Origin of the sequence: Tropicimonas isoalkanivorans, from assembly GCF_900112335.1 — a bacterium.
In the GTDB taxonomy this organism is placed as follows: Bacteria; Pseudomonadota; Alphaproteobacteria; order Rhodobacterales; family Rhodobacteraceae; genus Tropicimonas; species Tropicimonas isoalkanivorans.
This window is the reverse complement of record NZ_FOLG01000005.1, coordinates 105,657-127,976: the sequence shown is the minus strand read 5'-3', so window position 1 is coordinate 127,976 and position 22,320 is coordinate 105,657. Positions and strand designations below refer to the sequence as shown.

Below are 22,320 nucleotides of genomic sequence, written 5' to 3'. Positions count from 1 at the left end.
TGCCCCTCGCCAAACTTCGGTCCCCGTCGGGGAGGTGCTGTGCCGGATCTCGTGGTGCTGCACTTTACTGCCATGGACACTGCCGAGGCTGCGTTGGAGCGGCTGTGCGACCCGGAGGCGGAGGTTTCCTGCCACTACCTCATCGGGCGGGACGGTCGCTGCTGGCATCTGGTCGAGGAGGCCGAGCGCGCCTGGCACGCTGGGGCCGGGAGCTGGGGCGGGCGGGACGACGTCAACAGTCATTCCATCGGTATCGAGCTGGACAACAGGGGGGCGGAGCCCTTTTCGGAGCGCTTGATGACGGCGCTGGAGCGAATTTTGCCCGGCATTCTCGCGCGGTGGGACATCCCGCCCTGTCGGGTGATCGCCCATTCCGACATGGCCCCCGGCCGCAAGAGCGACCCCGGGCCCCGCTTCGATTGGCGGCGCCTGGCGCTTTGCGGGCTGTCCTGTTGGCCCTGCGGGGCGGACGACGCCACGGCAGGAGGACCAACAGCGTTCACGGCGCATCTGGAGGCCTTCGGCTACCCCACGAACGTCCCGCACGACGCACTGCTCCTGGCTTTCCGCAGTCGTTTCCGACCATGGGCTGCCGGACCGCTTGAGCAGGCGGATATGGCGCTTGCCACGGACCTGGCCCGCCGCTTCCCCATTGACCGGGGACGCGCGACTGCATAGGTCTGCCGGGCGCGGATGGCCGGATGGCCGCGGCCCCGGCGCAAGCGGGGGGCGAGGAAAGTCCGGACTCCCTGAAGCAACGGTGCCGGGTAACGCCCGGGCGGGGAAACCCGACGGAAAGCGCCACAGAGAACAGACGGCCCTGCTACGGCGGGGTCACGGTGAAACGGTGGGGTAAGAGCCCACCGCGGGGCTGGCAACAGTTCCGGCACGGCAAGCCCCACCGGGAGCAATGCCACATAGGACCTCCGCGGGGCACGTCCCCAGGGCCGCTTCAGCCCCAGGCAGGTCGGGTAGGCAGCTAGAGCGCGTCGGCAACGGCGGGCCTAGATGAATGGTCATCCAGGGGGCTTCGGCCCCCGGACAGAATCCGGCTTACAGGCCGTCCGCGCAATTTTATTTCCCGTTTCCATCTCTCAGCCCGTCGCCCGCTCTTGGCGCGTGCCGCTTCGGTGATAAGCTTTCCCTACTATTTAAGGGAGGAATCGGGATGAGTTTCATCAAGACGCTTGCCGCGGTCGCCATAGGCGTCGCCGCCACGAAGGGCTATCAAAAGTATCAGAAATCGGGTGGCATGGCCGGAATGCAGGACATGCTGAAGGGTGCCGGGGACAGTCCGGCCGCGGAGCAGCTCGCTCGGATGGCAGACCAGTTCGGCATCCCGGGCGGATCGACCCGGGTCAGGGAGATGCTGAACCAGATGGGCAGCGCCACCGCATCGGCCACCGAGGCGACGACCGCTGGCTTGGGGAGCCTGATGAATTCCATGCGGAGCGCGGCCGAGGCCGGCTCCTTGCAGTCGGCCGAGCTGATGTCGGCCATCTTCGGTACCACGCCGGCCGGGCCGATGATGGAGGAACAGGCGAAGTTGGTCCTGCGCGCCATGATCATGGCGGCAAAGGCGGACGGGCAGATCACCTCCGAGGAGCGAGCGGCGATCATGGAGCACGTGAAGGACGCCTCACCGGAGGAGCGGGAATTTGTGCTGGAGGAACTGAAGCGGCCGATCGACATTGCGAGCCTCGCCTCTTCGACCTCGGAGGCGGCGCGAGAGACCGTCTACTCCGCATCGCTTTCTGCGATCAGCGTGGACACCAAGGCCGAGCAGGCCTATCTGCGTCAACTCGCGGCTGCCTTGCGGCTGAGTGACGAGAAACGCGATGCGATCCACGCCCAGCTCGGCATACCGCCCTTGTCCGCGGCGTGACACGCGGGGCGGTTCGGCGACGCCGCCGTGCCGCCCATCCGCGCCCCTTGGCCCCGGGTCGCGAATGAGGGCCAGGGGCCGCTTGCCATCCCGGCGATTCGGCTTGACACACTGGCCCTACGGCTTAAAAGGCCAATTTCAGAATTCACGGGCGGCACCGTCCGTCACAGGAGACCGAAGAGATGGCGAAGCCCACCACGATCAAGATCCGGCTGAATTCCACCGCCGGTACTGGCCACTTCTACGTGACCAAGAAGAACGCCCGCACGATGACCGAGAAGATGACCGTTCGGAAGTACGACCCGGTCGCGCGCAAGCACGTCGACTACAAGGAAGGCAAGATCAAGTAAGATCTTCCCATCCATTGGGTTCGCTCAGCCGTGCGGGAAACCGCGCGGCTTTTCACGTTTGGGCAGGCGCGAGGGAGGCGGGACCATGCTCGCACAGGGCCTGACAATACGCGCGACACGGGCGTCGGATATCGCCGCCGTGGACGCCCTGCTGGCGCAGTCGTACCCGGCACTGCTGAAGGCGAATTACCCACCGTCTGTATTGGTGACGGCCCTTCCGATCATATCCCGCGCTCGTCCAGAACTGGTGACCTGTGGGACATACTACCTGGCCGAAACGTCCGCGCGCGCGGTTGTCGGCGCCGGCGGATGGACGCCGCGACGAAACAGGCCGGGCGAGGCGGAGATTCGACACGTGGTCACGCACCACCGCCATGCGCGGCAGGGAATTGGGCGCGCGATCTTCGACCGGATTTTTGCGGATGCCTCCCGAGCGGGTATGACCAGCTACCACTGTCTGGCCACCCGCACAGCGGTTCCGTTCTACCAGGCGCTCGGATTTGCCGTGCTTGGGCCAGTTGACGTCCTGCTGGCGCCTGGGATCGGCTTTCCGGCGATAGAGATGCGCAAGGCAGACTGAGACCGAAGCGGCGTGCCGGTTCCCTGGCCTGGCTCAGGGGTCAGATCAGCGGACGCTTGGGAAGCTCGAAATCCTCCACCATCGCCAGCTTGGTGAGCGCCTGAAAGTCCTTCACTTCGAGTTCCCCGTCCTGCCAGTTGGCGATGCCATCGCTCCGCAGCTTGGCAAGGGTCTTGTTCGTATGCACGAGCGACAGGCCGAGGGCATCTGCCAGATCCTGCTGTTTGAAGGGCAATGGGACCTTTCCGTTCTTGAGAAGTCCCAGAGCCTCTCCCCGGATGCGGAAGCGGTGGAGGCCCCAGCTTACCTTCTCCAGAGCGCCGCGTTGCCCGACGGTCGTCAGGGCTTCGGCAAGGAAGTATTCCTCCAACGCCGCAAGATAGGTCAGCGAATAGCCGCGATCGGGTTGATTTTTGTAGAGTTCGTAGAACCGCGAACGCTCGAAGACGCAGAGCCGCATCTTCGTGGTGACCTCGATGGAGTGAGACATCTTCTGCATGACGCCGGCCTGCAGACCGAGGAAGTCTCCCGGCATGACGAAGTTGACCACCTGGCGGCGCCCGTTCTCCAACGTCTTGTACCGAATGCCGAGGCCCGACAGAACGGTGTACAGCTGCGCAGCTTCCGCCCCCTCGATGAACAGGTGCGTGCCGGGTTCGACGATCATGTCGCCGGACTTGAAGGATTCCATGAACTTGATCTCTTCCTCGTCGAACGGGAGGAAGAGATCCAAGCGCCGAAGCGGGCATTTGGAGCAGTGGAGGGGAATTTTTTCGCTGCCGTACGTCATACTTTATTGCGAGGTCCTTACATCAGGCAGCATCAGTTGCACACCCATTATTCGGAGGTACTCGGAGGGACGCCCTATGAACCGACAACTAACGGGCGCGGTCAAATCATTTGTCATCCTGACACAGCATTTCATCGAAGCCATCGATCTGACGGAAGCGTTGAATGCTGTCGGGCCTGCTCATGTGACCCATATCCCAACGGTTGCGGAGTTGCTGGCGCTCGCGAAAAACCCCGCTTTTTCGCCTGATGGCGCATTCCTCGCAGGCTGGTCCGTCGGCCCGGAGAACGTAGAACGCTCCGCCAAGATCCTGCGTGAGCGCGGCACACGGCTGGTTCTGATAGATGGCGAGCCGGAGGAGGCGCATAGGGTTGGCGCGCTGCACTTGATGCGACCATTTGGCGCCTCGGAACTTGAACCGATCATTGCGGCCATTCGTGCAGACTGAGCGGTCGCATACCCTCGGTCCGGAGGTGGGTCAGCCCAAGGGCCACGCGCGCTGGCGCGGGCGATCGCAACAAAAAAAGCCGGGCGTTCGCCCGGCTTTTCTGTGTTTGCGATCCAGAGCCGGACGCTTACTCGCGCTGACCGAAGAGCGACAGCAGCATCATGAACATGTTGATGAAGTCCAGGTAGAGGTTCAGCGCGCCCATGATGGCAGCTTTACCGAGCCATTCCTGATCCCCGTGAACGGCCATCTGGATGTAGGTGTTCTTGATGTTCTGCGTATCATAGGCCGTCAGACCGGCGAAGATGAGAACACCGAGTGCCGAGATGGCGAACATGATTGCGGGCGAGCCGATGAAGATGTTCACGATCGACGCCACGATCAAGCCGATCACACCCATGATGAGGAAGCTGCCCCAGCCGGAAATGTCCTTCTTGGTGGTGTACCCCCAGAGGGAGAGGCCGGCGAAGGCAATGGCGGTCACCAGGAAGACCTGCGCGATCGACATGGAGGTATAGACTAGGAAGATCGAGCTGATCGACATGCCCATCACTGCGGCGAAGGCATAAAAAACGACCTGTGCGGTCGCGGCCGACATGCGGTTGAGACCGGCGGAGAAGCCGAAGACGAAGAGGAGCGGCGCGAACATGATCAGCCACTTCAGCGGCGAACCATAGATCGCGTAGCCGAATTGGGTCAGGTACTGGTTGGCGCTGATCTGGTAGGCGGTCGGCTCCGTCGTGACGGCGAGCCCCGAGATCGCCCAAGCGGCGAGCGCAGTGATCAGCATGCCCACGGACATCGTTCCGTAGACCTGGTTCATGTGGGCGCGAAGACCCTCGTCGATCTGGGCCGTGCGTGTGCCGGCCATGCCGGTCGTAGCCCGGATCGTGCGATAGTCAGCCATTGATACCTCCGTGTGCGTTCCCTCAAAGCACGCGCCTTACAGAACGTGCCAATTGCGAAGAATATCGGGGGCTGAGAAGCGCTTTTCAAGAGTTTCCGCGCCCAATTGGGCGGGAGTCGGCGCGAAACCTACAGCTGCCAGTGGTGGGGAACATCCCACGCCGGGCGGCTGGACTCGATATGCGCCTCGTAACGGCTGATCCCGATGTCCCTCAGGGCGGCGTCGTCCAGCTTCGAAAGATCGCGGCGCTGCTTGTGCAAGGCCACCATGGCCCGCAGATGGCGGAAAAGGCCCGCAGGACGCAGGGCGGCAAAGGCGGGGACGTTTGTAGTATGCGTACTCATCGTGCTTCCCTTAACGTTCTGTGAACAGGACACTGCATGCTATCAATTCTCTTGATCTATATGGCAGCCTGTGGTTCATTCGTAAAACGAATGTTTTTGAACATTAGCATCAAGGTGGGTGATGAATGGCGCGTAATCTGGATCTGACCGCCCTTCGGTCTTTTGTGGCGGTCGCGGACCGCGGCGGGGTTACCCGGGCCGCGGGGGCGTTGAACCTGACCCAGTCGGCGGTGTCGATGCAGCTCAAGCGGCTGGAAGAAGCCCTCGACGTATCGCTGCTCGACAGGTCGGGCCGCGGCGTCTCGCTCACCTCCTCCGGCGAGCAGTTATTGTCCTATGCCCGCAGAATGCTGTCGATGAATGATGAGGTCGTGGACCGCCTGACTGCCCACGACTACGGCGGCGAGATCAAGATCGGCGTCCCTCATGACATCGTCTATCCTTATGTTCCGGAGATCCTCCGGCGGTTCAATGCCGCCTTCCCACGGGTCCGGGTGAACCTCGTGTCCTCGTACTCCCGCCAGTTGCTGGACGAGTTCGCGCGCGGCGAATACGCCCTTATCCTGACGACGGAGCAGGGGCATGGCGAGGGGGCCGAGGTGCTGTCGGAAATGGCCCTGACGTGGATTGGTGCGCAGGGTGGCACGTGCTGGCGCCAGCGGCCGTTGCGGTTCAGTTCGGGCCGGCAGTGCATGTTCCGCGCCGCCGGGATTCGCGCGATGGAGCGATGCGCAATCAGCTGGGAAATGGCCGTGGAGTCGGACTCTGACCGCACCATAGAGGCGACGGTTCGTGCCGACCTTGCGGTGTCGCTGATGTTGGAGGGGACAGAGCCGCCGTTCCTGGAACGGATCGCCCACAACGGCGCACTGCCGGAGTTGCCCACCTATTCGATCAACCTCTACGTCTCCGATCTGACGCGGGGGCGGGCGGAAGATGCCTTGGTGGAACTGGTTCGGGACTCCTATCGAGGCGGTGGGGTCATGGCACCGTCACAACGACCTTCCCCGTCGATTTCCTCAGCCTGAGCATCTCGAGCCCGTCGGCCGCCCGATCCAGGGGAAACTGCTGGCTGATCCTGGGATGAAGGCGGCCCTCCTCGTACCAGCGGAATAGCTGGGCGAGGGAGTCTGTCAGCACCTTTGGCCGGTGGACGCGGTAGCCGCCCCAGTAAAGCCCGATGACCGTGAGGTTCTTGACCAGAAGGTGATTGGCGGGGATCTGAGGCACCTCCCCGCTGGCAAATCCGATCGCAAGGATGCGGCCGTCGGGATTGGTTGCGCGAAAGCACTGGGTGAAAAGATCGCCGCCGACGGCCTCGTAGACGACATCCGCGCCGCCGAGCGCCTTGATCTGCTCTCGGATATCGAGGCTCCGGGCGTCTATCAGGTGGGTGGCGCCGGCCTGACGCGCAACCTCCAGTTTCTCTTCACCACGTGCGATGGCAACGACCTCCGCGCCCATCAGGGCGCCGATCTCCACCGCCGTCAGCCCGACGCCCCCTGCCGCGCCCGTCACGACCAAGCGTTCGCCCGGCTGCAGTCGCGCCCTGTAATCGAGCGCGACGTGAGACGTGCCATAGGCGATCTGGAAGGCCGCGGCGTCGCTCGCCGGCATGTCGTCGGGTAGTCGAACGCACCAGTCGGCGCGCACATTTGCCTCTTCCGCCAGCCCGCCGTGGGAATTCTGAGCGGCAACGCGGTCACCCACCGTCAGGCCGGTCACGCCCTCCCCGAGGGCCGAAACCGTTCCCGCCATCTCCATGCCGAGGGTGACGGGCGGCTCCGGGCGCTCCTGATAGCGCCCGCGCGCCATCAGGAGATCGGCGAAGTTCAGGCCGCATGCCTCGATTTTCAGCCGGATTTCTCCCGGACCCGGTGGAGGGAGGTCAAATTCGACGAGTTCTGGGGGGGCGTCGTAGGCCGCGATGCGAAAGGCGCGCATTGGAGACTCCCGGAATTAATTCGGCGCGCCGGCCAGCGTATTGGATTGCGCTGATCTGGCAACCGCAAGCCGCTTAAAAAGGCAACAATGTACGTTCGGATAGGCATTTCGTCGCTGTTGCGCGGATCAAACGCAGGCGTCCGAAATCAATACGTAGGGTATTCGATACTTGCAACGAATTTAGGCCGACGAATACTCCCCCAATGCACGGAAGTCTTTGATGCTTCCGCATTTTGAAAAGGAATAGAGAATGGTGCGGCACGGACGGATGGGTCCCGTAAAAGGGGCCGGCCCGGATCGGGCATATCCTCTGCGGAGGGGTGCGCGATGACACACCCGGTGGACACTCATGTCGGAACCCGAATTCGCCAAAGGCGGTGGATCGCGGGGATGACCCAGCAGCAACTCGCGGAGCAGGTGGGTATCAAGTTCCAGCAAATCCAGAAATACGAGACGGGGGCAAACCGGGTGAGTGCATCGCGGCTCTGGGAGATCGCAGCTGCGCTCGGCGTGCCCGTCGCCTTCTTTTTCGAAGGTCTCGGTGGGGATGGCATGCCGGATGGTGCAGTCTCGGATCTGGTGCCCGACAAGGAGGCGCTGGAGCTTCTGCGGTCCTACTACGCCATTCCTGAAAACCAGCGACGCCGCCTGTTCGACCTGGCGCGGGTTCTCAGCGAGGCGGCTTGACCGGCCACTGACGCGCCGCTACCGCGGGTTGCGGGGACTGCCCCGCATAATGGACCCGCAACAGAGCACGTCATGATCGAAAACAGCCAGACCTCCGCGTTCAATTGGCAGGGCGAGGTGGACGAGCACCTTGCCCGCCAATTGCGTGACACCGCCCATGCGCTGGCCGATGCCGCCCGACGGGTCACGCTGCCCCTGTTCCGGGCGTCTGAATTGGTGGCCGAAAACAAGGCTGCGGGCGGGTTCGATCCTGTCACGCAGGCCGACCGTGCCGCCGAGGAGGCCATGCGTGAGATCCTCGCAGACCTGCGGCCGGATGACGGCATCCTCGGCGAGGAATTGCAGGACAAGCCCGGAACCAGTGGCCTGACGTGGGTGCTCGATCCCATCGACGGCACGCGGGCTTTCCTGTCCGGTGCGCCCACATGGGGTGTCCTGATCGCTGTTGCGGCCTCTGACGGGCCGATCTTCGGTGTGATCGATCAGCCCTACACCGCAGAGCGGTGGGAGGGGGGATTGGGACATTCCCGGATCGAGACGCCGCATGGCGCGGCCGATCTGAAGACGCGTTCCCCGAGGCCGCTGGCGGAGGCGGTCTTGTTCTCAACCTTTCCCGAGGTCGGCGGCCCGCAGGAGCGGGCGGCTTTCGAACGCGTATCGGCCCAAGCCCGGCTTACCCGGTTCGGGATGGACTGCTACGCATATGGGCTGCTCGCGCTCGGGCAGATCGATCTCGTGATCGAGGCAGGGCTTCATGCCTACGATGTCTGCGCGCCGATTGCGGTGATCGAGGCAGCCGGCGGGATTGTCACCGACTGGGAGGGGCGGCCGGCTCACGGCGGCGGGCGAATCCTCGCCGCGGCCAACCCGCAAATCCACGCCGACGCCCTGGCGCTGCTGCAAAGGGACTGACGTGGGCGACCTGTTGATCCGTGGCGCGGACCATCTGGTGACAATGGATGCCACCCGGCGCGAATTGCGCGGGGCGGATTTGCATGTGAGGGACGGGGTGATCCGCGACATCGGCCTAAGGCTGGCGGTAGACGGCGCCGAGGTGGTGGACGCCTCGGGATGTCTCGTCACGCCGGGCCTTGTGAATACCCACCACCACCTTTTCCAGACCCTGACACGCGCCGTACCTGCCGCGCAGGACGCGCTGCTCTTTGGCTGGCTCAAGACCCTCTATCCTATCTGGGCGCGGATGGGTCCGGCGCACATCCGCGCCTCCGCGCGGCTGGGGCTGGCCGAACTGGCATTGTCCGGATGCACCATGTCTTCCGACCACCTTTACCTGTTCCCGAATGGGGCGCGGCTGGAGGACACGATCGAAGCCGCGGCGGAGATCGGCCTGCGGTTTCACCCGACCCGTGGCGCCATGTCGATCGGGGAGAGCGATGGCGGTCTGCCGCCGGACGGCCTCGTCGAGCGTGAAGCGGCGATCCTGGCCGACTGCGAACGGGTGGTGGACGCATTCCACGACCCTGCGGAGGGCGCGATGGTGCGGGTGGGCCTTGCGCCCTGTTCGCCGTTTTCGGTCAGCCGGGAACTGATGCGCGACACCGCCGTTCTAGCGCGGGAAAAGGGCGTACGGCTTCACACCCACCTGGCCGAGAACGACGAAGACGTGGCCTATTCCCTGCACCGCTTCGGCTGCCGACCCGGCCAATATGCCGAAGACCTCGGCTGGACGGGGAACGACGTCTGGCACGCTCATTGCGTGAAGCTCGACGGCCATGAGGTGGATCTCTTTGCCCGCACGCGAACGGGCGTGGCCCATTGCCCCTGCTCGAATTGCAGGCTGGGATCGGGCATCGCGCCCGTGCGGGCCCTCCGGGACGCGGGCGTGCCGGTCGGGCTGGGCGTGGACGGCTCTGCGAGCAACGATACCGGGGATCTGGTGGGAGAGGCGCGGCAGGCGATGCTGTTGCAGCGCGTGGCACGAGGGGCGGACGCGATGTCCGCACGGGAGGCCTTGGAGATCGCCACTCTCGGCGGGGCGGAGGTGCTTGGCCGCCCCGATTGCGGCGCGCTTGAGCCCGGGAGGCGGGCCGACATCGCGATCTGGGATCTTGCCGGCCTCGACGCGGCAGGCTCTTGGGACCCGGTTGCACTGTTGCTGGCGGGGCCGCGTCGTGTTCGCGACCTGATCGTCGAGGGGCGGCGTGTCGTGGCAGATGGTCGGCTCGCCACGGCGGATGAAGGGGCGATCGCCGGGGAAGCGAACCGATTGACCCGCGACTTGGCCGGGTAAGGCTTCCGCCCGTCGTCGCGGCATCGCAGATGCCACTCCTCCCGTTGGGCCGGGCCGCGCGCCAAGGCGCGCGGCGCCTTCGGCGAGGATATTTTCGGACACAAGAAGCGCGATCACGCCTTCCGGCGGCCGACCCGCCCAGCTGCGGGGTCAGAGGCCCAGGGTGTCGGCGATCAAGGGGTTGACCGGGCGGTTGTGGGAGGTATCGCTCCCTGCGCCGCCTCGCGCGACGCGCTGGCCAGCGACGTAGACGGAGTCGATTGCGCGGTCATCGCCCATCATGATCGTCGGGAAAACGGCTTCCCAAATCGTTTCGGCGTGGGCATGGCGCTGCGCTATGGCGGGCGTGGACGCGAGGTCGAGAACGACCAGGTCGGCGTCCGATCCCGGGGCGAGGGTGCCGATCCGGTCCTGCAGGCGCATGGCACGTGCCGATCCGGCCGTGGCGAGCCAGAGCAGCTGGGCGGGATGGAGCGCGGTGCCGGTGAGCTGGCCGATCTCGTAGGCGGAGGCCATCGTGTGGAGCATGGAGAAGGAGGACCCGCCGCCAGTATCCGTCGCGAGGCCGACGGTCTGACGTTCCGCCATGGCTCGGGCCGTGTCGAACAGGCCCGAGCCGATGAAGGTATTCGACGTCGGGCAGTGGATCAGCGCCGCACCGGCCTCCCGCAGCCGGGCGCGTTCGCTGTCGGTCAGCCAGATCGCGTGGCCGAACATGGCCCCTTCGCGCAGCAGACCGTGGGATTCGTAGGTGTCGAGATAGTCCTTCCGATGCGGATAGAGATCGCGGACCCAAGCCACCTCGTCCGTTTGTTCACTGAGGTGGGTTTGCATGGGGCAGTCCGGGTGCTCGGCCCAGAGCGCCCCGAGCGCCTCGAGCTGTTCGGGCGTCGACGTCGGTGAGAAGCGCGGCGTGATGGCATAGGTCGCGCGGCCCTTGCCATGCCATGCGTCGAGTAGCGCCTTGCTCTCGTCGTACGCCGCCTGGGCGTCGTCCCTGAGACCGTCCGGTGCGTTGCGATCCATGCAGGTGCGCCCTGCGGCCACCGCCATGTTCCGCGCTTCGGCAGCGGTGAAGAACGCCGAGACGGAGGCCGGATGAATGGTGCAGAAACTCGCGACGGACGTGGTGCCGTGCGCGAGCAGCAGGTCGAGGTATCTCTCGGCGATCTCCGCGGCATAGGCCGGGTCGCCGAAGCGCATCTCTTCGGGAAAGGTGTAGCTTTGGAGCCAGTCGATTAGGCGCTTACCCCAGGAGGCGATGATGGCCGTCTGGGGATAATGCGCATGGGAGTCGACGAAACCCGGCAGGATCAGCCCCTCGCCGTGGTCGACCACGCGGGCCCGCGGCGCGTCAGCGCGCAGGGCGTCAGCGTCGCCAACTCGCACGATCCGGCCGCCGGCCACCAGCAAGCCGCCCCGGCTCAGGTGAACCGCGGCCGTGTCCGGCGGGGCGTCGAACGGGTTGGACCGGATGTCGAGCACCTGGCCGAGCAGGAGAAGGCTGTCTTCACTCATGGCGTCAGCCTAGGCGCGCGTCTGCACCCCCGCAACGGCCATCGTTCGGTTGCACCGGACGGCGGGCGGCCTATTCTGGCGCCGAACGAGAAGAAACGGGGCGTGCGATGGCCGAAGAACAGGAAGAAGCGGCAGGTCGCGAAGACGACGCCGAAGCCCTCCGCCAGCAACGGATTCAGGAAGTCCTGCTCGCCATAAACGCGGCCGACGAGCACCGGCTTGGACGCCTGCTCGACGAGATGCACCCTGCGGACGTTGCCGACCTGATGGAACAGGTGGGGGATCGGACGCGGCAGTTGCTCTTGCGGTTCTGGGGCCGTGACATCGGCGGCGAGATCCTCTCGGAGCTGGACGAGGGCGTGCGCGCCGAGGTGATCGAGGCGCTGCCTGATTCGGTGCTCAGCGAGGCCGTTCTGGATCTCGAATCGGATGACATCGTCGATCTCGTCGAAAACCTCGAAGACGACCGGAAGGACGCGGTGCTGGATGCGCTGCCGGCGGCCGACCGGGTTGCGGTCGAACAGGCGCTGAACTGGCCAGAGTACTCCGCCGGCCGATTGATGCAGCGCGAGGTTGTGACCGCACCCGAGCACTGGACCGTCGGACAAACCATCGATCACCTACGCCGCGAGGATCGGCACCTGCCGGAGCAGTTCTACCACGTCATTCTTGTCGACCCGACCATGACGCCGACGGGGTACGTGACGCTGGGCAAGCTCCTGTCCTCGGCGCGCGCGACAGCTTTGAAATCCATCACCGAGCATTCCTTCCGCACGGTGCCGGTGGAGATGTACGAGGGCGATGTCGCTTACATCTTCAACCAGTATCACCTGATCTCCGTGCCGGTTGTCGACAAGGACGACCGACTCGTCGGTGTCATCACGATCGATGACGCCATGGCTGTGCTGGACGAGGAGCACGGGGAAGACATGCTTCGCCTCGCCGGTGTGACCGAGGAAAGCAGCCTGAGCGACAGCGCCATCGAGACGACGAGGCTGCGCCTGCCGTGGCTTGCAGTGAACCTCTGCACGGCAATCCTAGCGTCGCTTGTCATTGCGCTGTTCGAAGACGTGATCGCGCAGGTTGTCGCGCTGGCGGTGCTGATGCCAATCGTTGCCTCCATGGGGGGCAATGCGGGAACTCAGTCGCTGACCGTCGCGGTGCGTGCAATCGCGACGAAGGACCTGACAGTCTCGAACCTCTGGCGGGTCGTTGGCCGGGAACTGCTCGTTGGGATGCTGAATGGGGTGGTTTTCGCGATCGTCATGGGTGTTGTCGCGCTGGCGTGGTTCGGATCGGCGCAGATCGGTCTCGTGATTGCTCTGGCTATGGTGGTCAATCTCGCGGTTGCGGCCCTTGCGGGCATCCTGGTGCCAGTGACCATGGAGCGACTGGGCGTTGATCCTGCGCTTGCCTCGGGCACATTCGTGACGACCGTGACCGACGTCGTGGGCTTCTTTGCGTTCCTCGGAACCGCCTCGATGGTTCTTCTGTGACGCAATCGCTGTCCGAGCGGAAGGCCGAGGCGCGGAAGGCGGCGCTGACACGGCGGGCAGAGGCTCACGCGGTTCATCGGCAGGCCGCGTCCTCTGTGCTGCAATCGTATATGGCTGACCTTTCCGGCAAGGTCGTCGCAGGATACCTTCCGATCCGCACGGAGGCGGATCCGCTCCCGGCGATGAACGCGCTGGCGGTCCGAAACCGTATATGCGTGCCCGTCATCGACGCGCCGGGGCGGCCGTTGTCATTCCGGGAATGGACGCCGGGATGCGCGCTCGAAGAGGGGCCGTTCCGGGTGATGGTGCCGATCAGCGGCGAGACGATCCGCCCCCAGGTGGTCATCGTTCCGCTGGTGGCGTTTGACGGGCGTCTGTTCCGCCTCGGCTATGGAGGCGGGTTTTACGACCGCACCCTCTCATTGTTTCGGACCGCGGGTCCGGTGCAGGCGATCGGCTTTGCCTATTCTGGCCAGCGGGACGACGCGCTGCCGCGCGAGCGGACCGATGAGCGGCTGGATGTGCTGGTCACCGAACGCGGCGCCTTTTCCGCAGAAGACTGACCCCGGCGGATCGGAGTGGCCTTCCGGAACCCGGGCCTTGTGGACGTGGCGGAACGCGCCTAGGGAAGTCGTATGCGGATACTTTTTTTAGGTGATGTGATGGGGCGCGCCGGGCGCGCAGCCGTGGCGGACCGCCTGCCTGCCATGCGGCAGGACTGGAAGCTCGACTTCGTCGTCGTGAATGGCGAGAACGCGACCTCCGGCGTGGGGCTGTCGGGAGCGCATGCCCGAGCGTTGCTCGATGCCGGCGCCGACTGTGTGACCCTCGGCGATCATGCCTTTGACCAGAAGGACATGCTCCAGTTCATCGGCTCCGAACCGCGCGTGCTACGGCCGCTCAACTTCGCCAAGGGCGCGCCGGGCCGCGGCGCAGCGATTTTCCAGGCGGCGAACGGAAAGAAGGTTCTGGTCGCGCAGGTTCTTGGGCAGATCTTTATGAAACGCCCCTTCGACGATCCGTTTTCGGCCCTCGACCAGGTCCTGCGCGCCCATCCGCGCGGCGGCATGGTTTCGGCAAGCCTGATCGACATCCATTGCGAAGCGACGAGCGAGAAGATGGGCATCGGCCATTTCTGCGACGGCCGCGCCAGCGTCGTCGTCGGCACCCATACCCACGTACCCACGGCCGATGCGCAGATCCTGCCGGGCGGCACCGCGTTCCAGAGCGACGCCGGCATGTGCGGCGACTACAACAGCGTCATCGGCATGGAAAAGACCGAACCCATGCGCCGATTCGTGACGGGCATGCCGAAGGGCCGGTTCAGTCCCGCGCTTGGGGACGCGACGCTCGCGGGTCTCTACGTGGAAACGGATGATGCCACAGGCAAGGCGATACGCGTCGAGATGGTTCGCCAGGGCGGGCGGCTTCAGGGCAACGCGCCCTAGCCACATTTTTCGACTTGGAGTTGATTCGGGGCCAGTCGGCCTGCGCGCCCGCCGCGCGCAAAGCGCGCGGCCACGCCCAACGGGAGGAGGGGCATCGGCAGATGCCCTGACGACGGGCGGGAGCGCCCCCGCCCGGGTCAGAGCAGCCTTCCGGCGATCGCGTCGAGCTTTTCCACCAGAACCGGGTCGCGCTTTTCCGGTGCCGTCATCAGCGCGTATTCCAGCGCACGATCGCAGCCGTGGGGGCAGGGGTCCTCCGTCGTTTTCAGCAGGGCGGGCAGGCGTGCAATCAGGCCACGTGCGTTCTCCGAGTTGCCCTTCAGTGTAGCGATGATCTGGCTGATGTCGACTTCGCCATGTTCGGGGTGCCAGGAATCGTAGTCCGTCACCATCGCGACAGAGGCATAGCAAAGCTCCGCTTCACGGGCGAGTTTGGCCTCCGGCATGTTGGTCATGCCGATCACGTCGCAGGCCCACTCCTGCCGGTAAAGGCGCGACTCCGCCAGGCTTGAGAACTGCGGCCCCTCCATCGCCAGGTAGGTGCCGCCCCGATGCACCGTGATCCCCTGCGCCTTTGCCGCCTCGAAACAGGCCTCGCTCAGCAGTGCGCAAGTTGGGTGGGCCATGCTCACATGCGCCACGCAGCCTGTGCCGAAAAAGCTCTTTTCGCGGGCGAAGGTCCGGTCGATGAACTGGTCGACGATCACGAAATGTCCCGGCGCCATTTCCTCGCGAAAGGAGCCGCAGGCCGAGACCGAGACCACATCCGTCACGCCGAGGCGTTTCAGCGCGTCGATGTTGGCCCTGTAGGGGACGGTGGTGGGGGAGTGCACATGGCCGCGCCCGTGACGGGGCAGGAACGCGATTTCCATTCCGTCCAGCCGCCCGGTCAGTATTTCGTCCGACGGAATTCCCCAAGGGCTGTCCACCCGCTTCCAGGTCGCCCCCTCGAGCCCTTCGATCTCGTAAAGCCCGCTGCCGCCGATGACTCCGATCATGGCCACCATCCTTCCATTCCGCCGATCTTGTGTTCGCGCGCAGCCTATGCCGCAAAAACTTGCGTGGAAAGATCCGCGATCACCGCATTCTTGCCCAATTCTACCGGCATACAGACAATGTGAGTAAAAGTTGGCAAGGGTTTATGCCGTGTGGGTTTTTCGTACTATAATTGTCGTCCCTAGACCGAGTCTGTCCGCGATTCTGCCAGGCTCCGTTCTTCTATTGACGTTTCTCGCCATGTTGGGTCGGGAGGCTGCCTTTATGGGGCAGGCGCTCGCGCCCTTGGTCGTCGCCGCCGCCGCAAGCTTCGTCGCGCGGCAGCTCTCGTGCGATCCGTTCGACACGAGTGGCCGAGCAGTTCCCGAACGCATCGTGTGGGTGGGTAGCGGTGCAATTGCCGTGTTCCTGGTGGCATTTGCCCCCACGGTCGCGCAAGTGCAGGCCGCCTATGTTGTCGCCCTGCTCGGATGGGCCGCGCTTACACTCGGGATTGCGCGGTTCAAACCGGACCTGTTGCCCCGCCATCCCTCGATCTGGTCGGGGCAGGGCGATGCCTCTCCGGATGCGATGAGCATCGAAGCAAGTTCGTTCGTGCTGCGGGCGGCCGGTGCATGGATGCTGATGTTCGCGGGTAATGACCTTCTGTGGGTCCTGTTCGTCTCCGCCGGCAGCCTCATGATCGGCTTCCTGACGGACTGGGTGATTCTGCTCTACCTCTATCTTCGCACTACAGCGCATCGCTGAAAATGACGAGCTGATATGCGCTTGGCGCATAACGGCTTCCCGTGCCGCGGCCTTCTGCGCCGCGGCATTTTTCGTTATCGCTAGCGGCGAGCCCCGCCCTTGCCTGTGTGCCGACCGTTTTTCGGTTGACGATGGCCTGGACCGGACCGTTCCGCCACTTCGCGGCTTTCGCCCGCCGGCGGTGCATTCATCCGACACGAGCGAACGAGGCCCTTAGTGACCCGAGCGATCATGGCAGCCTTGGCTGACAGCAACTACCTTGCCCAGTTCTCCGCGGGCGACCGCCTGACGACCTCCCATCATCTGCGAACCGAAATCCTGTCGGGCCTGACCGTGGCCCTTGCGCTCGTGCCTGAGGCCGTGGCCTTTGCCTTTGTGGCCGGTGTGCACCCGCTGGTCGGGCTATACGCTGCGTTCATAGTCGGTCTTATCACCGCTCTGATGGGCGGGCGCCCCGGCATGATCTCCGGCGCAACGGGCGCGCTGGCGGTGGTTATGGTGAGCCTGGTTGCGGAACACGGGGTCGAATACCTCTTTGCCACCGTCGTCCTGATGGGCCTGTTCCAGATCCTCGCGGGTATCCTGCGCCTCGGAAAGTTCATGCGACTGGTGCCGCACTCGGTGATGCTCGGCTTTGTCAACGGGCTGGCGATCGTCATCTTCCTGGCCCAGCTCGGGCAGTTTCAGGTTCCAGGCAGTGCTGAGGTGTCCGGCCACGGCATGTCTGGGGGCGAATGGCTCACCGGCTGGCCGTTGGTGACGATGCTGGCGCTCGTGGTCCTGACCATGGGGGTCATCTGGCGCCTGCCGAAGCTCACCACTGCCATACCCGCGCCGCTCGCGGGCATCGCCGTGACCGCGCTACTCGTCATCCTGTTCGGCATCGACGTGCCCCGGGTCGGCGACATGGCGTCCATCGAGGGCGGCTTGCCGCAGTTCCACTTGCCGATGGTCCCCTTCACCCTCGAGACCCTGTGGATCATCCTCCCCTACGCCCTGATCCTCGCCGCCATTGGCCTGATCGAAAGCCTGCTGACGCTCAACCTCGTGGGCGAGATCGTTCACGAACGCGGCGGCGCCAGTCAGGAATGCGTCGCCCAAGGGGTCGCCAACACCGTGACGGGCTTCTTTGGCGGCATGGGTGGCTGCGCGATGATCGGCCAGTCGATGATCAACGTGAACTCGGGTGGGCGTACCCGGCTTTCCGGTGCATCGGCGGCTCTGTTCCTGCTGGGATTCATCCTGTTCGGCGCTCCGCTGATCGAGCAGATCCCGCTGGCCGCGCTGGTGGGCGTGATGTTCATGGTGGTGATCGGCACCTTCGCCTGGCGGTCCTTCACCATCATGCGCAAGGTGCCCCTGACGGACGCGGTGGTCATCGTGGTGGTCACTGTCGTGACCGTGGCGACCGACCTTGCCACGGCTGTCGTCGTTGGCGTCATCATCTCGGCGCTCGTCTACGCGTGGAAAACGGCGGCGCACATCCACGCGCGCAGCTACATCACGCCGGAGGGGGCGAAGGTCTACCAGATCGAGGGCCCGCTGTTCTTTGGCTCGGCCCACGCCTTTGCCGACCTGTTCGACCCGGAGCACGATCCGCGACGCGTCGTCGTGGACTTCGCCCAGAGCCGCGTGGCAGATCAGTCCGCGCTGACGGCGATCGAGGCACTGGCGGCGAAGTACGAGAAGGTCGGCAAGCGGCTTGAGTTGCGCCACCTCAGCCATGACTGCCACAAGCTCCTGACGAAGGCAGGCCAGCTCATGGTCGACTCGGATGATGACCCGGATTACGCCATCGCCGCGAACTACAGTGTTCGCACCGGAGTTCTGCAGGCGGGCCACTGAGCAAGAAAAACGCGTCCGATTCCCTCGGACGCGTTCTCAATCAAGCCGGCAGAGTGCGGCGCGCTCAGCTTTCGCCTGGGCGGAGCATCGTGAACACGTCCGTTACGTGGGTGAAGTCCCTGTAGCCGAGCCGCGCCAGCGGCTGGAACGATGTCACGTCGAAGATACCGTCCCGCAGGCAATCGTCTCGCAAGTGCACGCCGACTACTTCGCCAAAGGCCACGCGGTTGTTCGGCCCCTCGAGGTCGATGATCCGGGTCAGCCGGCATTCCAGCGTTGCTGGCGCGTCGGCGATGCGACCGCAGTCGATCTCCTGGCATTCGGCGCGTGCGATGCCGGCCATTTCCGCCTCGTCCACGTCCTTGTCCCACATGCCGGAGGTCAGGTTCATCACCTCTCGCTTGCCGTATTCCACGATGTTGACCGCGAAAACGCCGGTGTCGCGGATGTTGGCCAGCGTATCCTTAGTGCCTTCGCGGTCGTGCTTCTTACCTGTCGTGGCGAACATCACCTGCGGCGGCGTGTAGGCGACGGCATTGAAGAAAGAATAGGGCGCAAGGTTTTCCGACCCGTCCTTGGCGCGGGTCGTGATCCACGCAATCGGGCGCGGGGCGACGATGGCGCTGAACGGGTTGTGCGGCAGTCCGTGGCCGTCCTCTGGGCGGTAGAACATGTCTGGCATCTCCTTTGGAGGTCATCTAACGCTGTCACGGAGGCGTTTCCAGCGCGAATAATGGCATGTGGGGCAGGTGGTGATCCTCGAACAGGAACAGGCCGAGGATTGGTGGGAGGTCGAAGCGCTTTTCGATCTGTGTTTCGCGCCGGGCCGCGAGGCGCTGTCGTCCTACCGGTTGCGGGAGGGCGTGCCGCCAGTGTCGCGCCTGTGCCTGGTGGCCCGTGAGGACGGTATCGTGACGGGGGCCATCCGCGTCTGGCCTGTCCGGGTCGGCGGCTATCCGGCGGCGCTCATCGGTCCCGTCGCCGTGCACCCGACCCACCAGGGCGAAGGCTTGGGCGCGCTGATGATCCGGGACGTGATTGAGAGGGCCGGGAAGATCGGCTGGCACCGCCTGCTGCTGGTGGGGGATGCGCCCTACTATGGGCGTTTCGGCTTCAACCGGCTCGACGGGGTTGAGATGCCGCCGCCGACAAATCCGGACCGCGTTCTTGGGCTTGGCGAGTGGACCAGTGTACACGGCCAGGTTGTGCGCGCCGCCGGCGCGTCGGCCCCTCCGGCACATCAGGGGATAACGTCGTCGGGACCGTAACTGGGGCGAATGCCGGTGCGCCGGGATTGTTCGGCGATTGCCTCGCAAACCTGGTCGATCTCCTTCCAGTCCCGAGGAGATCCGCCCGCCTGCCGGCGGTTGCGCTTCATGACCGACTGGATCAGGTCGATCTGGTCTGCCGGAAGGTGCCAGATGACCTCGTTCTCCCCCTCAGCCCCCTCTGGCGGGATGTACCCGCGCCAGGCGATCCGTTCCAGGACCTCGCGTGCGATGACGCTTCTCCCTCGCGGGATACGGATTTCGAGCACTTCCTTCACGTCGCACGTCACTCCCCGGGCCCCGGCAGCGCCCATTCTCCAAACGCGCCCCAGCACCGGCCGCAACCCGCAGGTGAACGGTCCCTGTTCCACCTTGCGGATCAGGAGGGGGAGCGCCATGCCTTCGGGCGCGATTGCGCGAAGACACGGTGTGTTGTTCTCGCGCGAAAGTAGAATCCGAGCGGGAGGACGACAAGCGTCAGAGGGGGGGCAGGGTGCCTGTCATTTTAGACAGGTTCAGGTCGTTTCTCACGAAATGACGCAACGTTGTACCGATCGGTTCACCCTTGCTGGCGTAACCAGTCCATGACGGCGGGGCGCACCGACTGGGCCCCGTGGGCGCGTGCGTCGTCGATGATCTCGCGCACTTCCGACAGGTTCGACCGTCGTAACAGGTGCTTTACCGGGCCGATCGAGGCCGGCCGCATGGAGAGCGCGCGGAAGCCCATCGCGGCGAAGCACAGCGCCTCTACCGGCCGGCCGGCATCCTCGCCGCAGAAGCTCAGCGGCGTCTTGGTTTCGCGACAGCGCATCACGATCCATTCTAGGAAAGTCAGGAAGGCGACGTTCAGCGTGTCGTAACGCCGCCGCACGCGTTCGTTCTCGCGGTCCGCCGCGAAGAAAAACTGCTTCAGATCGTTGCCGCCGACAGAAATGAAATCGGCCAACTCATAGAACTGCAACGGTGCGAAGGCGAGGCTGGGGGTCTCCAGCATCGCGCCGATCTCCAGCGTCTTCGGCAACGGGCGGCCCAACCGCTTCTCCCGCTCGATCTCGTCGAGCAGCATTTGGCGGGCGGCGCGGAACTCGTCGAACTGGGCCACGAACGGGAACATGACCGTCAACGGCCGCCCCTTGGCGCCCCGGATCAAGGCTTGCAATTGCATCCGCATCACGCCCGGTTTGTCCAGACCCACGCGGATCGCGCGCCAGCCGAGCGCGGGGTTCGGTTCGTCCTGCGGTTTCATGTAGGGCAGGACCTTGTCCGAGCCGATGTCCAACGTGCGGAAGACGACGCGCTTTCCACCTGCGGCATCGAGCACGCGGCTGTAGGCCGCCGCAAGTTCGCCCCGGGTGGGAAACTTGCTGCGCACGAGGAACTGCAATTCGGTGCGGAACAGACCCACGCCCTCGGCGCCCGAGGAGCGCAGCGACGGCAGGTCGGCCATCAGACCTGCGTTCATGTCCAAACGGATCGTGGGGCCGTAGACGGTTGTGGCGGGGACGCGGCGGATCGAGGCGTAGCGTTCCTGCGCCTTCGTCATCATCGCCATCTTGTCCCGGAACGCCCCGGCGACGGAGTCCTCCGGGCGCAGGTGCACGAGGCCCTGGTCGCCATCCACGAGAATCCGGTCGCCGTTGAGCGCCTCCGTGGTGATCCTCTCGGCGTTAATGACCAGCGGGATCGCCAGCGCCCGGGCCACCACGGCGGCGTGGCTGCCGACGGAGCCTTCCTCCAGCACGATGCCCCTGAGCCCGCGCCCATAGGCCAGCAACTCGCCCGGTCCGATGTTTCGCGCGACCAGAACCGGGTCCTCCGGCGTCTCCACACCCGAATCCGTGCCCTGTCCGGTCAGCAGCCGGAGCAGGCGGTTGGACAGGTCGTCCAGATCGTGCAGCCGTTCGCGGAGGTAGGGGTCCGGAACCTGCTCCAGTCGGGCGCGGGCGGCGGTCTGTTCCTTCTCGACGGCCGCTTCCGCCGACAGGCCGCGGTTGATGTCGGCCTCCATGCGCCGCAGCCAGCCCTTGGAATTGGCGAACATCCGGTAGGCCTCCAGGACCTCCCTCTGTTCCTTGTCCTTCAGGTCGGCGCCGGTCAGCATCTCGTCGACGGAGATCCGAAGCTCGTCCACGGCTGTGTGAAGTCTATGGAGTTCGGCCTCGGCGTCATCGGCGAAAGGGTTGGTGACGACCACGCGGGGTTCGTGCAGCAGCACATGCCCCATGGCTGCACCTTCCTGCCCGATGCTGCCCCGGATCATTACCGGGTGCTGGTGCGGTGCGGCCATCGCGGCGCCTTCGCCGACGAACGCTCCAAGCTCGGCCATTTCGGCCAGCACCATCGCAACCACTTCCAGCGCATAGATCGCGTCGTCGTCGTAGGGGGTCGACTCCTTGGATTGCACGACCAGAACGCCCATCCGCTCGCCGAGCCGCTGGATCGGTACGCCGAGGAACGCCGAATAGATCTCCTCGCCCGTCTCCGCCATGTAACGGAAACCCGGTTGGGACGGCGCGTTGCCGGTGTTTATGGGCTGCGTGGAGGCAGCTACACGGCCGACGAGACCTTCGCCCAGGCGCATGCGGGTCTTGTGCACGGCCTCCGGGTTGAGGCCCTGCGTGGCGCAAAGTTCCAGCGTTTCCTGATCACGGAACAGGTAGATTGAGCAGACCGGCGTGTGCATCTCCTCGGCAATCAGCCGGGTGATGCGGTCGAGCCGTTCCTGCCCTTCGGCAGGCTCCGCAAGTGCCTGCCTCAGCCGGCCAAGAAGCCGCCTGCTACCGCTTCGAGTATCACTCACCGGTACATCCCCTGTG

24 protein-coding genes and 1 other RNA gene are annotated in these 22,320 nt (G+C 64.9%); 16 read left to right on the top strand and 9 right to left on the bottom strand.

Going from position 1 to position 22,320, the window contains the following annotated elements:
* Positions 1 to 39: 39 nt before the first annotated feature.
* The 5 genes from BM075_RS10805 to BM075_RS10785 all read left to right on the top strand — a co-directional run bounded on the left by BM075_RS10805 (position 40) and on the right by BM075_RS10785 (position 2,815).
* Positions 40 to 678, top strand: coding sequence for an N-acetylmuramoyl-L-alanine amidase (locus BM075_RS10805; protein WP_342741245.1), 639 nt, complete (start codon positions 40 to 42; stop codon positions 676 to 678).
* Between the two features lie 11 nt (positions 679 to 689).
* An RNA gene (rnpB, locus tag BM075_RS10800) (RNase P RNA component class A) lies at positions 690 to 1,072 on the top strand.
* Between the two features lie 96 nt (positions 1,073 to 1,168).
* On the top strand, positions 1,169 to 1,885 hold the full coding sequence (locus BM075_RS10795) for a DUF533 domain-containing protein (RefSeq protein ID WP_093360690.1): 717 nt from the start codon (positions 1,169 to 1,171) through the stop codon (positions 1,883 to 1,885).
* A 182-nt stretch (positions 1,886 to 2,067) separates the two neighbouring features.
* On the top strand, positions 2,068 to 2,235 hold the full coding sequence (rpmG, locus tag BM075_RS10790) for a 50S ribosomal protein L33 (protein ID WP_093360689.1): 168 nt from the start codon (positions 2,068 to 2,070) through the stop codon (positions 2,233 to 2,235).
* 85 nt (positions 2,236 to 2,320) lie between these two features.
* On the top strand, positions 2,321 to 2,815 hold the full coding sequence (locus BM075_RS10785) for a GNAT family N-acetyltransferase (RefSeq protein WP_093360688.1): 495 nt from the start codon (positions 2,321 to 2,323) through the stop codon (positions 2,813 to 2,815).
* 40 nt (positions 2,816 to 2,855) lie between these two features.
* Here the strand turns inward: BM075_RS10785 and BM075_RS10780 are convergent, their stop codons facing one another.
* A complete protein-coding gene (locus tag BM075_RS10780) occupies positions 2,856 to 3,506 on the bottom strand; it encodes a Crp/Fnr family transcriptional regulator (protein ID WP_245758817.1) in 651 nt (216 codons plus the stop codon).
* Between the two features lie 175 nt (positions 3,507 to 3,681).
* Here BM075_RS10780 and BM075_RS10775 point away from each other — a divergent pair, with 175 nt between their 5' ends.
* Positions 3,682 to 4,053, top strand: a complete 372-nt coding sequence (locus BM075_RS10775; protein WP_093360686.1) for a hypothetical protein — start codon at positions 3,682 to 3,684, stop codon at positions 4,051 to 4,053.
* A 127-nt stretch (positions 4,054 to 4,180) separates the two neighbouring features.
* Here the strand turns inward: BM075_RS10775 and BM075_RS10770 are convergent, their stop codons facing one another.
* Both BM075_RS10770 and BM075_RS10765 read right to left on the bottom strand, forming a co-directional pair.
* Complete coding sequence (locus BM075_RS10770; RefSeq protein WP_093360685.1) at positions 4,181 to 4,960, bottom strand: Bax inhibitor-1/YccA family protein; 780 nt, start codon at positions 4,958 to 4,960, stop codon at positions 4,181 to 4,183.
* 128 nt (positions 4,961 to 5,088) lie between these two features.
* The gene (locus BM075_RS10765) at positions 5,089 to 5,304 is read right to left on the bottom strand and encodes a DUF1127 domain-containing protein (RefSeq protein ID WP_093360684.1); all 216 of its coding nucleotides are present in this window, start codon (positions 5,302 to 5,304) and stop codon (positions 5,089 to 5,091) included.
* Positions 5,305 to 5,429: 125 nt separating this feature from the next.
* On the opposite strand from BM075_RS10765, the gene BM075_RS10760 reads away from it, so the two are divergent.
* Positions 5,430 to 6,332: a LysR family transcriptional regulator gene (locus tag BM075_RS10760; protein ID WP_093360683.1), complete on the top strand. Its 903-nt coding sequence runs from the start codon at positions 5,430 to 5,432 to the stop codon at positions 6,330 to 6,332.
* On the opposite strand, the gene BM075_RS10755 is transcribed toward BM075_RS10760, so the two are convergent.
* Entirely contained in the window at positions 6,286 to 7,248 is a 963-nt protein-coding gene (locus BM075_RS10755; protein ID WP_093360682.1) for an NADPH:quinone oxidoreductase family protein, read from the bottom strand. The genes BM075_RS10760 and BM075_RS10755 overlap by 47 nt on opposite strands.
* Positions 7,249 to 7,575: 327 nt before the next feature.
* On the opposite strand from BM075_RS10755, the gene BM075_RS10750 reads away from it, so the two are divergent.
* From BM075_RS10750 to BM075_RS10740, 3 genes are all read left to right on the top strand, one after another.
* Positions 7,576 to 7,935 (top strand): helix-turn-helix domain-containing protein, encoded by a 360-nt coding sequence (locus tag BM075_RS10750; protein WP_093360681.1) that lies wholly within the window; start codon positions 7,576 to 7,578, stop codon positions 7,933 to 7,935.
* Between the two features lie 72 nt (positions 7,936 to 8,007).
* A complete protein-coding gene (locus BM075_RS10745; protein ID WP_093360680.1) occupies positions 8,008 to 8,847 on the top strand; it encodes an inositol monophosphatase family protein in 840 nt (279 codons plus the stop codon).
* Between the two features lies 1 nt (position 8,848).
* Positions 8,849 to 10,186, top strand: a complete 1,338-nt coding sequence (locus BM075_RS10740; RefSeq protein ID WP_093360679.1) for an 8-oxoguanine deaminase — start codon at positions 8,849 to 8,851, stop codon at positions 10,184 to 10,186.
* Positions 10,187 to 10,336: 150 nt separating this feature from the next.
* Here BM075_RS10740 and guaD read toward each other — a convergent pair whose 3' ends face one another.
* A complete protein-coding gene (guaD, locus tag BM075_RS10735; RefSeq protein ID WP_093360678.1) occupies positions 10,337 to 11,704 on the bottom strand; it encodes a guanine deaminase in 1,368 nt (455 codons plus the stop codon).
* Between the two features lie 107 nt (positions 11,705 to 11,811).
* On the opposite strand from guaD, the gene mgtE reads away from it, so the two are divergent.
* The 3 genes from mgtE (at position 11,812) to BM075_RS10720 (ending at position 14,648) form a co-directional block, all read left to right on the top strand.
* Positions 11,812 to 13,200, top strand: a complete 1,389-nt coding sequence (mgtE, locus tag BM075_RS10730) for a magnesium transporter (protein WP_093360677.1) — start codon at positions 11,812 to 11,814, stop codon at positions 13,198 to 13,200.
* Positions 13,197 to 13,763, top strand: coding sequence for a 5-formyltetrahydrofolate cyclo-ligase (locus BM075_RS10725; protein WP_093360676.1), 567 nt, complete (start codon positions 13,197 to 13,199; stop codon positions 13,761 to 13,763). The genes mgtE and BM075_RS10725 overlap by 4 nt, the downstream gene beginning before the upstream one ends.
* A 72-nt stretch (positions 13,764 to 13,835) precedes the next feature.
* Positions 13,836 to 14,648: a TIGR00282 family metallophosphoesterase gene (locus BM075_RS10720; RefSeq protein WP_093360675.1), complete on the top strand. Its 813-nt coding sequence runs from the start codon at positions 13,836 to 13,838 to the stop codon at positions 14,646 to 14,648.
* A 137-nt stretch (positions 14,649 to 14,785) separates the two neighbouring features.
* On the opposite strand, the gene BM075_RS10715 is transcribed toward BM075_RS10720, so the two are convergent.
* Complete coding sequence (locus tag BM075_RS10715; RefSeq protein ID WP_093360674.1) at positions 14,786 to 15,655, bottom strand: S-methyl-5'-thioadenosine phosphorylase; 870 nt, start codon at positions 15,653 to 15,655, stop codon at positions 14,786 to 14,788.
* Positions 15,656 to 15,908: 253 nt separating this feature from the next.
* On the opposite strand from BM075_RS10715, the gene BM075_RS10710 reads away from it, so the two are divergent.
* Together BM075_RS10710 and BM075_RS10705 are read left to right on the top strand one after the other, a co-directional pair.
* Positions 15,909 to 16,391, top strand: a complete 483-nt coding sequence (locus BM075_RS10710) for a hypothetical protein (RefSeq protein WP_093360673.1) — start codon at positions 15,909 to 15,911, stop codon at positions 16,389 to 16,391.
* 216 nt (positions 16,392 to 16,607) lie between these two features.
* On the top strand, positions 16,608 to 18,236 hold the full coding sequence (locus BM075_RS10705) for a SulP family inorganic anion transporter (RefSeq protein WP_245758816.1): 1,629 nt from the start codon (positions 16,608 to 16,610) through the stop codon (positions 18,234 to 18,236).
* A gap of 64 nt (positions 18,237 to 18,300) precedes the next feature.
* Here BM075_RS10705 and BM075_RS10700 read toward each other — a convergent pair whose 3' ends face one another.
* Positions 18,301 to 18,909: a flavin reductase family protein gene (locus BM075_RS10700; protein ID WP_093360671.1), complete on the bottom strand. Its 609-nt coding sequence runs from the start codon at positions 18,907 to 18,909 to the stop codon at positions 18,301 to 18,303.
* A 76-nt stretch (positions 18,910 to 18,985) separates the two neighbouring features.
* On the opposite strand from BM075_RS10700, the gene BM075_RS10695 reads away from it, so the two are divergent.
* Positions 18,986 to 19,504, top strand: coding sequence for a GNAT family N-acetyltransferase (locus BM075_RS10695; protein ID WP_093360813.1), 519 nt, complete (start codon positions 18,986 to 18,988; stop codon positions 19,502 to 19,504).
* Here BM075_RS10695 and BM075_RS10690 read toward each other — a convergent pair.
* Both BM075_RS10690 and ptsP read right to left on the bottom strand, forming a co-directional pair.
* Positions 19,477 to 19,902: a hypothetical protein gene (locus BM075_RS10690; RefSeq protein ID WP_093360670.1), complete on the bottom strand. Its 426-nt coding sequence runs from the start codon at positions 19,900 to 19,902 to the stop codon at positions 19,477 to 19,479. The two genes, BM075_RS10695 and BM075_RS10690, sit on opposite strands and share 28 nt — an antisense overlap.
* Before the next feature lie 161 nt (positions 19,903 to 20,063).
* Positions 20,064 to 22,304: a phosphoenolpyruvate--protein phosphotransferase gene (gene ptsP / locus BM075_RS10685; protein ID WP_093360669.1), complete on the bottom strand. Its 2,241-nt coding sequence runs from the start codon at positions 22,302 to 22,304 to the stop codon at positions 20,064 to 20,066.
* Positions 22,305 to 22,320 lie beyond the last annotated feature (16 nt).

Bases quoted from the DNA above. Each gene is read 5' to 3' on its own strand.
- BM075_RS10795 (WP_093360690.1), top strand. From the start codon at position 1,169: ATGAGTTTCATCAAGACGCTTGCCGCGGTCGCCATAGGCGTCGCCGCC.
- rpmG (WP_093360689.1), top strand. From the start codon at position 2,068: ATGGCGAAGCCCACCACGATCAAGATCCGGCTGAATTCCACCGCCGGT.
- BM075_RS10785 (WP_093360688.1), top strand. From the start codon at position 2,321: ATGCTCGCACAGGGCCTGACAATACGCGCGACACGGGCGTCGGATATC.
- BM075_RS10780 (WP_245758817.1), bottom strand. From the start codon at position 3,506: ATGGAATCCTTCAAGTCCGGCGACATGATCGTCGAACCCGGCACGCAC.
- BM075_RS10775 (WP_093360686.1), top strand. From the start codon at position 3,682: ATGAACCGACAACTAACGGGCGCGGTCAAATCATTTGTCATCCTGACA.
- BM075_RS10770 (WP_093360685.1), bottom strand. From the start codon at position 4,960: ATGGCTGACTATCGCACGATCCGGGCTACGACCGGCATGGCCGGCACA.
- BM075_RS10765 (WP_093360684.1), bottom strand. From the start codon at position 5,304: ATGAGTACGCATACTACAAACGTCCCCGCCTTTGCCGCCCTGCGTCCT.
- BM075_RS10760 (WP_093360683.1), top strand. From the start codon at position 5,430: ATGGCGCGTAATCTGGATCTGACCGCCCTTCGGTCTTTTGTGGCGGTC.
- BM075_RS10755 (WP_093360682.1), bottom strand. From the start codon at position 7,248: ATGCGCGCCTTTCGCATCGCGGCCTACGACGCCCCCCCAGAACTCGTC.
- BM075_RS10750 (WP_093360681.1), top strand. From the start codon at position 7,576: ATGACACACCCGGTGGACACTCATGTCGGAACCCGAATTCGCCAAAGG.
- BM075_RS10745 (WP_093360680.1), top strand. From the start codon at position 8,008: ATGATCGAAAACAGCCAGACCTCCGCGTTCAATTGGCAGGGCGAGGTG.
- guaD (WP_093360678.1), bottom strand. From the start codon at position 11,704: ATGAGTGAAGACAGCCTTCTCCTGCTCGGCCAGGTGCTCGACATCCGG.
- mgtE (WP_093360677.1), top strand. From the start codon at position 11,812: ATGGCCGAAGAACAGGAAGAAGCGGCAGGTCGCGAAGACGACGCCGAA.
- BM075_RS10720 (WP_093360675.1), top strand. From the start codon at position 13,836: ATGCGGATACTTTTTTTAGGTGATGTGATGGGGCGCGCCGGGCGCGCA.
- BM075_RS10715 (WP_093360674.1), bottom strand. From the start codon at position 15,655: ATGGTGGCCATGATCGGAGTCATCGGCGGCAGCGGGCTTTACGAGATC.
- BM075_RS10710 (WP_093360673.1), top strand. From the start codon at position 15,909: ATGGGGCAGGCGCTCGCGCCCTTGGTCGTCGCCGCCGCCGCAAGCTTC.
- BM075_RS10700 (WP_093360671.1), bottom strand. From the start codon at position 18,909: ATGTTCTACCGCCCAGAGGACGGCCACGGACTGCCGCACAACCCGTTC.
- BM075_RS10690 (WP_093360670.1), bottom strand. From the start codon at position 19,902: ATGGCGCTCCCCCTCCTGATCCGCAAGGTGGAACAGGGACCGTTCACC.